Origin of the sequence: Holzapfeliella saturejae (assembly GCF_037546065.1) — a bacterium.
Lineage (GTDB): Bacteria > Bacillota > Bacilli > Lactobacillales > Lactobacillaceae > Holzapfeliella > Holzapfeliella saturejae.
Map to the genome: position 1 here is coordinate 1,189,149 of NZ_JAWMWG010000001.1, position 10,471 is coordinate 1,199,619.

Consider the following 10,471-nt stretch of genomic DNA (forward strand, 5'->3'; position numbering starts at 1 on the left):
TAATATCTCTTAATTATTAGTTATGACGCCAAAAGTCATCAAAAATACTAATTGGCATGTGACGCTTGTGTTCGGTTTTTTGATACCAGTTTTCGATGATCTTGGCATCATGATCACTTACTTCTTTGCCTTCTAAGTAATCATCAATTGCATCATAAGTTACACCTAGTGCCACTTCATCAGCTAGTGCTGGACGGTCTTCTTCAAGATCAGCAGTTGGTTCTTTTAGGTAAAGGTGTTCAGGAGCATTGAGTTCTTTTAGTAAAGCTTTTCCCTGACGTTTATTTAATCGAAAAATTGGTGTAACATCTGCGGCACCATCACCATACTTTGTATAAAAACCGGTAATGTTTTCAGCAGAATGATCAGTGCCAACGACTGCTCCTTGATTTTGCCCTGCAATCGCATATTGGGTAGTCATTCTTACACGTGCTTTGATATTACCTTTATTAAAATCGGAGATAGCCGTGTTATTTGCTTCAACTGCTTTAACTAAAGCATCAACGCTGTCTTTAATATCTACACGATAAACTTGATCAGCATTCATAAAAGCAATGGCATCCATTGCGTCTTGTTCATCTGCTTGAGTGCCATAAGGCAATCTAACCGCAATAAACTGATACGCCTTGTCACCGGTTTCTTCTCGCATTTCAGCAATCGCCATCTGTGTTAATTTTCCGGTCAAAGTCGAATCTTGACCACCTGAGATACCGAGTACATAGGTTTTTAAAAAAGGATGAGCTTTAAGATAGTCTTTTAAAAACTCAATTGAGTTTCTAATTTCTTCTTTAACATCAATAGTCGGCTTCACTTGTTCAAATGCTACAATTTCACGTTGTTTTTCTCTCATGTTATTTCATCGCCTTTGAATTATTTTCTTCACGTAACTGATTAATCAAGTTCATCTTATGGTCATACAATTTTTTCGATAAGTCAACTGGATACTCTTGTGGATTCAAATCACGTTTATACTCTTCCCATAGTGCATCTAATGACTTTTTAGCATACTCTCTAATTTGATCAATTTGAGGTTGGCGATAAACTAGCTTGCCGTCTTGATAAATGGGTTGCAATAAAGGACGGGCTTTAAAATCTTCAACGACTTTATTGATGTACGTGTATTTAGGATGAAACATATAAAGTGAATCGAATTCTTGTGGATTTTCATCATATACACTAATCCAGTCCCCTTCTGACTTTTCATGCTTCAAATTATTAGTAATCCGCCACACTTGTTTCTTACCAGGTGTGCTAACTTTTTCAGCATTACTTGACAACTTCAATGTGTCGCGCATTTTACCGTTTTCATCTTCAATTGACACAATCTTATAAACGGCACCAAGGGCTGGCTGATCAAAAGCTGTAATTAGTTTAGTTCCTACACCCCAAGCATCAATTTTAGCTCCTTGCATTTTCAAGCTTAAAATAGTGTTTTCATCTAAGTCATTTGAAGCAAATATCTTAGCGTCATAAAAACCAGCTTCATCCAATTGCTGACGTACCTTTTTCGAAATATAAGCCATATCTCCAGAATCAATTCGCACACCTTGGAAATTGATTTTGTCGCCCATTTCTTTTGCTACGCGAATGGCACTTGGCACACCACTTCTTAACGTATCATAAGTATCAACTAAAAAGACACAATTACGATGCGTCTTAGCATACGCCATAAAGGCTTCATAGTCATTTTGATAGGTTTGAACTAGTGCATGAGCGTGTGTCCCACTAATTGGTAGATTAAATAACTTACCTGCTCGAACATTACTTGTTGCATCAAATCCTGCAATGTAAGCTGCACGAGCTCCCCAAATCGCAGCATCTGCTTCTTGTGCACGTCGAGTTCCAAATTCAAGAACTAAATCGTCTTTTGCAGCAGATTTAATGCGTGCCGCTTTAGTAGCTACTAACGTTTGGAAGTTCACAAAGTTCAAAATAGCTGTCTCAATTAATTGACATTGAGCCAGTGGTCCTTCGACTTGCAAGAGTGGTTCATTGTTAAATACAATTTCACCTTCAACAACTGAATTAACTGAGCAATTAAATTTAAAATGACGTAAATAATCAATAAATTCTTCATCATAGTTTTCATTTTGTTTAAGGTAAGTTAAGTCAGATTCTGAGAATGTTAGATTTTCTAGATAAGAAATAATATGTTCTAATCCAGCAAAAACAGCATAACCGCTGTCAAATGGCATATTTCTAAAATAACATTCAAAAACTGCGTTCTTTTCATGTAAACCCATTTTGAAATAGGTATACATCATATTAATTTGGTACAAGTCAGTATGTAACACCAATGAATCGTTCTCATTTGCAAAAGCCATAATTGCTTCTCCTTATTTAAACAGTCGTGTGTAGTATTCAGCACGTTTTTTTGTCGTAGCACGTAGTTTTAACCATTTAACCAATTTACGTTTCCAACTCTTTTGGCCTTCCATCCAAGTTCCAGTAAAAACATGAATTGTCTTTGAGGCACGGCTTGGATTACACAAAACATAGTCTGGATAAACATGGATACCTTCTTTAAGGATTTGTTCTTGATTATTTGGTCGACAGTGATACTTTTCAATTAAAATATCTGAAACGCTCACCGTATTAACTCCGGCCATTTGGTCACTTGCATCAAAATCAAAGTCCAAATTATCGTAGTAATCGAGCATATCCTTGATTAAAGGGTGGTGCTTTTCAGCACCAAAAGCAGCTGTAAACGGATAGTCTGGATTTTCAAAGCCAACAAAGGCCCGATTATCACGCAAATCGTTTAGATCATCTAAAACTAGGACATCTGTATCTAAATAAATACCGCCATACTTGTAAATTACACTTGCTCGAATGTAGTCACTCACAAACGCCCATTTTTTTGCTTCATAGGCTTGTTTGAGATAACGATTTTGATTGATATCAAAATTATCTTCATTCCACTCGATAATTTCGTAATCGCTCAAATGTTTTTTCCAAGTTTGCAAACATCTTTCAATATCTTTAGGTTTTTCGTTACCTCCAACCCAAACATAATGGATTTTTTTAGGTATCATAAAATGACCTCAATTCTAACATATTCTTTAATCATCAAAAATTCTAACAAACGTTGCACATCGGATAAATCAGTTGATTTAATTTGAACACAGTTAAAGCCCTTTTCCATTTCAGAAAACAATTGATAATACAAGTCGTGTAAATCTTGATTGTGCAATTTTTTATTAAATTCTCGAATATCTGAACCGTCATAAACTTTAAAATCTTCTGGTATCTCTAACTTGATGCAGCGTTTATTAGCAGAATCAAAAAATCCTTGGATAGCACGATAAAGTTCAGTTGGCTCTTTCAATCTTAACCCAATAGCTTGTCTGATAATAGGTGCTACTTTTTGAGTTGGCGTTTTTGAACGCATAACAATTGGATAATAAAGCGAATTAAGACCTAATTTGTTAATCACTCGATAAATTAATCGTTGACTATTAAATAAAGGAATCGAGCTAAATGCCAAAATGTTAGTTAGTGTGCGTAATTCACCATTTAATACATTTTCTTGACCATCGCTATTATCTAAATAATTATCGCCATGAACTTGATATTTTAAAGTATAGTAGTTGGCATTTCCTAAATTCAATCGCTCATTAGTTAATGAACGCCAAGCACAAGTATTGTTTACGATATAAGATTCGTAACTGGTTCTAAAGAAAGCTTCTCTTCTAAAAAAGATAAAATCAACGTATGGATTACGTCCTAAGCCAAGTGCTGCTTTAGCACTAGTTAGATAACCCGGATAAAAACTTCTCGTTCGATGCTTCTTAGTTTTATTAGTTTGTGTATTTTCTTCAACAATATTGGCAAACAAGCCATCGTAATCTGTTTCGTTAAGTTCTGAAACAACGTGCGTCAAGACACGATCATCATAGAATCGATCATCTGAATGCAAAATATAAATAATGTCACCGGTAATAAAAAGAACAGCACGGTTAATAGCATTCAATTGATCGCCATTTTCATTTTTTATATATTTGATTTTTAAGCCTTGATGATAATCGCTAAATTTCTCAACCACTTCTTGTGTGTTGTCGCTTGACCCATCATCTGAAATAATCACTTGTACATTTTGATAATCTTGTGCTGCAATCGATTCTAGCATACCTTCAATCATATCGGCACGATTATAAGTTGGCACAATAATTGAAATTTGCGGTTCTTTTTCTTTGTTCAACTGACGACTTAAATCTTTTAACCAATAACCTAAAATAAATGCCAAAATCAAAGTATCAATTAAAAAGTCTAGAATATTTCCACTGTATAAAGAAATAAAGAATATCATACCTAAACCAAAGGTTATTGAAGCATTTTTCAAATTGAACAGACGGTTAAAGTGTCTTAGAATTCGTAATCCACCAAAAATCACGAGAAAAACAAGTGGCAATACAAATACTAGTAAACCTAAAATTCCGATTGTATAGTATTGCGCTAAGAAGTCCCGTTCTAACACATAGATGTTGCTCATACGAGAATACGTAATGCCAAACCAATTATCTAAACTCTTATTATTCGTTGATTTAACTCGTTGCAACATCAATTGTTCCATTTGTCGATTATTGTAATAGCCCGTTCGATTATGATTCATCACATCAATCCAAAAATCTGGGTCTTGATTATAAGGCAATGAATGTGTGATTAATTGCGGAATAATTGAATATAACGGATATTTTTCACTAATAAAATTCAATTTGATTTTTTGTTTTTCTTCTGGAGTTTGTGCTTCATTCATCGCACGTTCATAAGCTTCAAAACTCAAATCTTTAATTGAACGCATTGATTCTCGGTTGATAACTTGTTGGCCATCCATTGTTTCACGAGAACTTGAAGGTGAAAATGGCATAATTGCGACTACTGCTACTAAGGCAATACTTAAAAACGCGAAGTTTGATTTACTAAACTGCAGTTTATTTTGAACTAAACTGGTAAATAGATAAAGCACAAACATCCCTGCTAAAACGATAATCAAACTATAAATCGCTGATTTAGTTCCAATCATTACTGAAGCTAAAAAGTATAACACAAATGATAAGCCATTTTTAGCATTGCGTTTAGTTAATAAGAAATAAATGACAATCGGCCCAATTAACGCCAACACACCTGAGATTGCATTAGCAAAGTTAAACCACCCACGCGTTGCTGCATAGTAGTAATCCATATTAGGCGTATTAAACCAGTCAAAAATATTATGAGTAATTGTAACATCAGAATAGGAAGAAATTCCTAGTTTAAATAAATTTGAAAAAACAATTGACCCTGAGATTAAAAAGTTCAATATCGCAATAATTTTTTCAAATTTATAATCGGACAACTTAATTTTGTAAGCAATCACAACCATCAAAATAGGCAATAACAAGCGAATTAAATAAAAAATTTCCGATGTTACTGAATATCCAAAACTAGTTGGCGATACAGAATGAAATTTAGTGGCATTATACAAGTGCAATGCAGTATAAAGTAAGACAATACACCCATATCCAACTAAAAATAATCGCTCTTTATTTTTCATTAATGTGATAAATGTTGCTAGAAATAAGATGCCAATTCCAATGATTCGAATTACGGTAGGAATAGCAAATGGTAAAACATTCAACAAAGGCGGTTGATAAAAGTATTTAATATCCAAAAATGGTTGAATGGATAAAAAAGCAATAAATAAACCTAGAAGCCAGTTCTTTTTATAAGTCATTTTTACACCCTTCTAATTGCTGTTGGTAAATTTTCATAATTGAATTAAATTGATTTTCAATCGAAAAGTTAGTTGATAAATAAGTTCTTTCACGTTGAGCGATTGAGGGCAGAACTTGTTCAACGTGTTTTTGATAAGCTGCTTGAAGTTGAGAGGCAATCGATTCAACACTACCAATTTCTGCTGTAAATCCATATTCTTCTGTTGGAATCATAACTTGATAATCGCCAACTTTTGTCGATAATATGGCAACATTAGCATCTGCTGCTTCTAACATAACCAGTGGAAAGCTTTCTGAATAAGAAGTTAAAACTGCTAAATCTGCTGTTTGATAGAGTTGATTAATTTGGACTTGTTTTAAATAGCCATGAAACTCAACTTGATTTTCAAGCTGATTTTCAAAGACATATTGTTTCAACTCAGACTCAAGGGGCCCATCCCCGACTAAATGTAATTTAAGCTGTGGAATATTAGCAGTTTTAATGGCTTGTAACAATAGCTTGTGTCCTTTAATTGGCACTAACCGAGCAACATTCACAATGTTAAATCCTTCGTGATTAATTTTAGGTAGTGGGTTATCAGTAAATGCAATCCCGTTATAAATAGTTGAAATTTTTTTAGGATTTAATCGAATGTCATGAATTAACTGTTCTTTAAATCGATTAGTTACGGCTAAAATACCATCCGCTTTTTTCAATGACCGACAATTCAAGCGTGTGAATACTTTGCCAATGATACCATGAGATTCGAAATCTTTAAGTGGATCACTGTGAACCGTCACTAGCCATTTTGCTGAAATTTGACGATGAATCATGCTCAAAAACAAGTTTGCCCGCGCACCATGCGTATGCACAATATCATAGCCGCCTTGATTAATAAAATTCTTCAGGTCTTTTAAGATACTCAACTGATAGCGTGACGATTTTGAAAACGTTTCAGTCTTGATTCCTGCTTCTCGAGCAGCCTGTGCAACGGGGCCGTCAGCTAACGTTAACAAAGTAAAATCAGCATTTTGGGCTTTAGCTTCTTTTAACAATTGAATAATATGATACAGTCCGCCACCATTTTCAAGACCGGCATTAATGTGAAGTATTTTCATTTGCTTTTACCTGCTTTTTAACTGCTCTAAGGAACTTAGGAATAATTAATAGTCGCTTAAACCGGCTAGGGTTTTTAATGGCACGATATAGCCATTCTAGGTGCAACTGTTGGAAAAATTTTGGTGCACGCTTAATTTGGCCTGAAAAAACATCAAAACTACCACCAACACCCATCATTACAGCTGGTAAATCTAATTTTTTAAGTAAGTTCAATAATTGCTCTTGCTTTGGAAAACCTAATGCGGCAAAAACAAAATCTGGCTGTGCTTGATAAATATCTTCGGCGACCGCTTCAATTGGTTCTTTAAAATAACCATCCTTCAATCCCACTATTCGAATATGTGGATATTCCAATTGAACTTTTTGATTAACTGCTGTAATAACTTCAGGCGTTGCTCCAACTAGATAAACACGATATTCTTTACGATTGGCTTGTTTCATCAAAAATTCAAATAAATCATACCCTGTAACTCGTTCTTTTAAAGGCGTTTTCAAGGTGTTAGCTGCTTTAATAACGCCAATACCATCAGGCGTTACAAAATCGGCTTCATTAATCATTTGTAATAATTCTTGATCTTCGCGTGCCTCCATGACAATTTCAGGATTAGCTGTTACCACAAAAGTGGCTTTTTTTTCGGAAAATTGAGCTAAAATTTTTTGTCTGAATTCTTCTTCTGAGTAGTTATCAAACTTAACTCCTAATACATCTACTTTTGACATGTTAAGACTCTCTTCTTTTTAGAATTTTTTCAATAAAGAACTTAAAATCATTTGCGATTTCAAATTTCATGAATACAAAAATAACTAGATAAACTGCCGATACAATTAACGATTTAATCGTCATATTGATGTAAGGTTGTGAAACAAAATTAGGCAATAAACTACCTATTACAAATGTTACCACTGCTAAAATCGCAAACTTAGGGAAATCTTTAAAGACATACTTAGCATCATACGCATCTCGTACAATATAAATTCTAAGTAAGCAAACCACAAATTCCACCGTCAACAAACTAATCATAGCCCCTACTGCACCATAAGGCTTATCTAAAATCAGATTCAAAATAATACTTAAAACAGCACCAATAATAACAGGAATGGCATAATCCTTATCTCGCTTATTCGCTAATGCAAACTGATTAGAAAAAACCTCACCTATTGGTAAGAAGATGATTCGCAATGTCGCAAAATAAGAAATCATGGTCATCGGTTCAAATTGGGCACTGAAAAAGACAGGTACAAACTCTTTTGTGTTAATCATCACAATAATTGTGAAAATAATCGCCAAAAAGGTCGTGATTTCTAATGATTTTTTCAAGAATACGCGTTGAGATTCTTTAGAAGCACTCGCCATTTTTGGCATCATCACTACCGTGATAGATGTGATAACCCCTAATAAAATGGTTGAGATTCGCTGAGAGTAATCATAATAACCAACTTGTGTAGCTGACCCATTTAAGAAGTTTAGTATAGGCTTATCCAAAGAGTTATAAATTTGTGTTGCCGCTTGTGGAATAATCAATGTTATCACTGCGACAATTACACTTCTCAACTGGTAAAAACGTTTAACCGGACGATCAACATAACGCTTAATCGATAGCCAAAATACAAAACTTCCTAACATTGTCGTTACTGACATAATCAACATATAAATCCATAAATCTTGTTGTGATTTAATAAATGCAAATATCAAGACCACAGAAGATAATTTTACCGCTGTATTTCGTAAAACAACTTTTCCAAATTCTTCTAGTCCTTGATAAAACCATGAAATGTCAAACATGGCAGAAATCAAGAATGGTACTTGCAGATAAAAATAAAATTGATATTCTACCTTGAAAATTGTAACAGCTAATAAAGTTAAAATGATAACTGCAATACTAGATAAGGCTTGCACGTACCACAATCCCCAAAAAGCTTCGGTTAACTTTTTGCGGTCATTTTTAGCTCTGATTTTTGCAATCGCTCGTGTGCCAATTTGACTCATCGCAATCGCACAAAATACCATCAAAAACTGAATTGTAAAGTTGACTGAACTATACACACCGTTTTGTGTTGGTCCAAGTGTTCTTGATAGATAAGGTACCGTTATCATAGGTATTAAAACTAAGAATACTTGATAAACGGCGTTGTAAAATATATTAACTAAAGTTTTTTTCAAAATAATCCCTCATTCGAGTGTACTAACGTTCATTATACCAAAAATCACTCGCTTTTTTTATCGTTCAAAGTAAAATTCAAAACGTTCTGCTACATATTGTGAACGCACATATTCAAAAGGACGATAATCATCCAATCTGGTAACCTGACGTAGTAAAACCAACGGATCACCTTTTTTGATATCTAGCATTTTAGCAATCTGTTCATTAGCGATAGTCGCACCAATTGTTTGTTCCACATGATTTAACTCAAATTTGTTTTTGTTTTTAACAGCGTGATATAAAGATGTTGTGATTTCTGATTTATGCAAGTCTCCAATTAAACTTTCGGGAATAGATGCGACTTCAAAGCTAATTGGAATACCGTCTGCAAACCGTATTCTCTCCATTCGCAAAACATTCTGGTTAACGCTTAACTGTAGTTTTTCTTTTTCACTTAACGAGGGTTTAGTTAAGCGATAAGTGATTGTTTGACTAGATGGCTTTTTCCCTTGTTTTTTCATCATATCAGTAAACGATGTGATTCCTGTCATTTTTTCTTGTACTTTTTGGCTTGAAACGTATGTCCCAGAACCTGGTCGGCGCTCTAATATTCCCTCTTCAGCTAACGTTGAAATTGCTTGACGTAATGTCATTCTACTAACCCCAAAAGTATCTGATAATTTGCGTTCGGATGGTAATCGTTGACCTAATTGCCACTGCCCTGTTTCAATCTTTTGCTTAATTTTATTGTGTATCTGAATATAAATTGGATCTTGCATGTCCAAATCCTCCCGATTGACTTAACTTCAAAATATAGGTAAAGAAAAAGCGTCCGGAAATCAATCCGGACGCTTATATATTGGGTTAGCTGGATTCGAACCAGCGCATGACGGAGTCAAAGTCCGTTGCCTTACCGCTTGGCTATAACCCAGTAAATGGAGGAGAGTGGATTCGAACCACCGAACCAATAATGGGGCGGATTTACAGTCCGCTGCGTTTAGCCACTTCGCTACTCCTCCGTAGCACTACATTCATAATGATAACGAATCTATAAATAAAAATCAATGGTTAATTTATAAAAAATAGTTATCAATGCCGGTTGCAGGATTTGAACCTGTGACCCTCGGTTTACGATACCGATGCTCTACCAGCTGAGCTAAACCGGCATAACAAGTTAATGTTATCAGAAAATAATAATAAATACAATAAAAAAAGTCATAAACAAAATATTTATGACTTTTAATTATGGAGGATACAGGGATCGAACCTGTGACCCCCTGCTTGTAAGGCAGATGCTCTCCCAGCTGAGCTAATCCTCCAAATGGACTAGCGTGGCAACGTCTTATCCTCGCAGGTAGTTACCCACCAACTACTTTCAGCGCTAAGAAGCTTAACTTCTGTGTTCGGCATGAGAACAGGTGTAGCCTTCTTGCTATCGCCACCACACTATATCTATTGAAATATTTTGCCAAAAAAATACATGACCACCTATGCGGTGCTCACGTGCTTCCATTAGC

8 protein-coding genes, 4 tRNA genes and 1 rRNA gene are annotated in these 10,471 nt (G+C 34.8%); all 13 read right to left on the reverse strand.

Features of this window, described 5'->3' with window-relative positions; translation table 11 throughout:
- Nucleotides 1-16 precede the first annotated feature (16 nt).
- The 13 genes from nadE to rrf all read right to left on the reverse strand — a co-directional run bounded on the left by nadE (nt 17) and on the right by rrf (nt 10,400).
- Nucleotides 17-850 carry an ammonia-dependent NAD(+) synthetase gene (gene nadE, locus R4Y45_RS05915; protein ID WP_339970218.1) on the reverse strand — a complete coding sequence of 278 codons (834 nt, stop codon included), beginning with the start codon at nt 848-850 and terminating at the stop codon, nt 17-19.
- A gap of 1 nt (nt 851) precedes the next feature.
- Nucleotides 852-2,324 (reverse strand): nicotinate phosphoribosyltransferase, encoded by a 1,473-nt coding sequence (locus R4Y45_RS05920; RefSeq protein ID WP_339970219.1) that lies wholly within the window; start codon nt 2,322-2,324, stop codon nt 852-854.
- A 12-nt stretch (nt 2,325-2,336) separates the two neighbouring features.
- Nucleotides 2,337-3,035, reverse strand: a complete 699-nt coding sequence (locus R4Y45_RS05925; protein WP_339970220.1) for a glycosyltransferase family 32 protein — start codon at nt 3,033-3,035, stop codon at nt 2,337-2,339.
- On the reverse strand, nt 3,032-5,713 hold the full coding sequence (locus tag R4Y45_RS05930; RefSeq protein ID WP_339970221.1) for an O-antigen ligase family protein: 2,682 nt from the start codon (nt 5,711-5,713) through the stop codon (nt 3,032-3,034). Before R4Y45_RS05930 ends, R4Y45_RS05925 begins: the two co-directional genes overlap by 4 nt.
- Nucleotides 5,703-6,812 carry a glycosyltransferase family 4 protein gene (locus tag R4Y45_RS05935; protein ID WP_339970222.1) on the reverse strand — a complete coding sequence of 370 codons (1,110 nt, stop codon included), beginning with the start codon at nt 6,810-6,812 and terminating at the stop codon, nt 5,703-5,705. The genes R4Y45_RS05930 and R4Y45_RS05935 overlap by 11 nt, the downstream gene beginning before the upstream one ends.
- A complete protein-coding gene (locus tag R4Y45_RS05940; RefSeq protein WP_339970223.1) occupies nt 6,793-7,533 on the reverse strand; it encodes a WecB/TagA/CpsF family glycosyltransferase in 741 nt (246 codons plus the stop codon). Before R4Y45_RS05940 ends, R4Y45_RS05935 begins: the two co-directional genes overlap by 20 nt.
- 1 nt (nt 7,534) lies before the next feature.
- Nucleotides 7,535-8,974 carry an oligosaccharide flippase family protein gene (locus tag R4Y45_RS05945; protein ID WP_339970224.1) on the reverse strand — a complete coding sequence of 480 codons (1,440 nt, stop codon included), beginning with the start codon at nt 8,972-8,974 and terminating at the stop codon, nt 7,535-7,537.
- A 57-nt stretch (nt 8,975-9,031) separates the two neighbouring features.
- The gene (locus R4Y45_RS05950; protein ID WP_339970225.1) at nt 9,032-9,733 is read right to left on the reverse strand and encodes a GntR family transcriptional regulator; all 702 of its coding nucleotides are present in this window, start codon (nt 9,731-9,733) and stop codon (nt 9,032-9,034) included.
- 80 nt (nt 9,734-9,813) lie between these two features.
- Nucleotides 9,814-9,885 (reverse strand) — tRNA-Gln (locus tag R4Y45_RS05955).
- 5 nt (nt 9,886-9,890) lie between these two features.
- Nucleotides 9,891-9,973, reverse strand: a tRNA-Tyr gene (locus tag R4Y45_RS05960).
- Between the two features lie 74 nt (nt 9,974-10,047).
- A tRNA-Thr gene (locus R4Y45_RS05965) sits at nt 10,048-10,120 on the reverse strand.
- Between the two features lie 80 nt (nt 10,121-10,200).
- Nucleotides 10,201-10,273 (reverse strand) — tRNA-Val (locus R4Y45_RS05970).
- Between the two features lie 10 nt (nt 10,274-10,283).
- Nucleotides 10,284-10,400, reverse strand: a 5S ribosomal RNA gene (gene rrf / locus R4Y45_RS05975).
- Nucleotides 10,401-10,471: the final 71 nt, after the last annotated feature.

Excerpts from the sequence above, each read along its gene's own strand:
- nadE (WP_339970218.1), bottom strand. The coding sequence starts at position 850 with ATGAGAGAAAAACAACGTGAAATTGTAGCATTTGAACAAGTGAAGCCG.
- R4Y45_RS05920 (WP_339970219.1), bottom strand. The coding sequence starts at position 2,324 with ATGGCTTTTGCAAATGAGAACGATTCATTGGTGTTACATACTGACTTG.
- R4Y45_RS05925 (WP_339970220.1), bottom strand. The coding sequence starts at position 3,035 with ATGATACCTAAAAAAATCCATTATGTTTGGGTTGGAGGTAACGAAAAA.
- R4Y45_RS05930 (WP_339970221.1), bottom strand. The coding sequence starts at position 5,713 with ATGACTTATAAAAAGAACTGGCTTCTAGGTTTATTTATTGCTTTTTTA.
- R4Y45_RS05935 (WP_339970222.1), bottom strand. The coding sequence starts at position 6,812 with ATGAAAATACTTCACATTAATGCCGGTCTTGAAAATGGTGGCGGACTG.
- R4Y45_RS05940 (WP_339970223.1), bottom strand. The coding sequence starts at position 7,533 with ATGTCAAAAGTAGATGTATTAGGAGTTAAGTTTGATAACTACTCAGAA.
- R4Y45_RS05950 (WP_339970225.1), bottom strand. The coding sequence starts at position 9,733 with ATGCAAGATCCAATTTATATTCAGATACACAATAAAATTAAGCAAAAG.